This window comes from Mesorhizobium sp. M2C.T.Ca.TU.002.02.1.1, assembly GCF_003997225.1.
On sequence record NZ_RZTO01001317.1, the window covers coordinates 1 to 970 of the forward strand.

At 63.2% G+C, this 970-nt stretch carries 1 protein-coding gene; it reads left to right on the forward strand.

Annotation, left to right across the window (positions count from 1 at the left end; genetic code table 11):
• Positions 1-3: 3 nt before the first annotated feature.
• The coding region (locus tag EOD07_RS35775; protein ID WP_127238467.1) for an aminotransferase at positions 4-970 on the forward strand (967 nt) is incomplete at its 3' end.

Below are 970 nucleotides of genomic sequence, written 5' to 3' on the forward strand. Positions count from 1 at the left end.
GTCATGGACGCCAGACCGAATTCCCCCGAAGCCCGCGACATTCGCTACCACCTGCATGGCTACACCAACGCCCGCAAGCATCAGGAGACGGGGCCGCTGGTGATCGAAAAGGGCGATGGCGTCTATGTCGAGGACATCGCCGGCAACCGCTACATCGAGGCGATGGCGGGCTTGTGGAGCGTCGCCGTCGGCTTCTCGGAAAAGCGGCTGGTGGACGCCGCGACGCGGCAGATGTCGAAGCTGCCCTTCTATCACGACTTCGGCTCCAAGGCGCATTCACCGCTGATCGACCTTGCCGAGAAGCTGGTGCAGATGGCGCCGGTGCCGATGAGCAAGGCCTATTTCACCAATTCCGGTTCCGAGGCCAACGATACGGCGATCAAGATGATCTGGTATCGCTCGAACGCGCTCGGCCAGCCGGCGCGCAAGAAGATCATCAGCCGCAAGCGCGGCTATCACGGCGTCACCATCGCCTCGGCGAGCCTGACCGGCCTGCCCAACAACCATCTCTCCTTCGACCTGCCGATCGCCAATATCCTGCATACGTCGACGCCGCATCACTGGCGCGACGCCCAGCCCGGCGAGAGCGAGGAACAGTTCTCCGCACGGCTTGCCGACGAGCTGGAAAAGCTCATCCTTGCCGAGGGGCCTGAAACGATCGCCGCCTTCATCGGCGAGCCGATCATGGGCGCCGGCGGCGTCGTCGTTCCGCCCGCCGGCTATTGGGAAAAGATCCAGGCGGTGCTGTCGAAATACGGCATCCTGCTGGTGGCCGACGAAGTGATTTGCGGCTTCGGCAGGACCGGCGAGATGTTCGGCTCGCAGACCTTTGGCATCAAGCCCGACATCATGGTGCTGTCCAAGCAGATCTCGTCCTCCTACCTGCCGATCTCGGCGCTCATCATCAACGACAAGGTGTTCGAGCCGATCGCCGACGAGAGCGACCGCATCGGCACTTTCGGCCACGGCT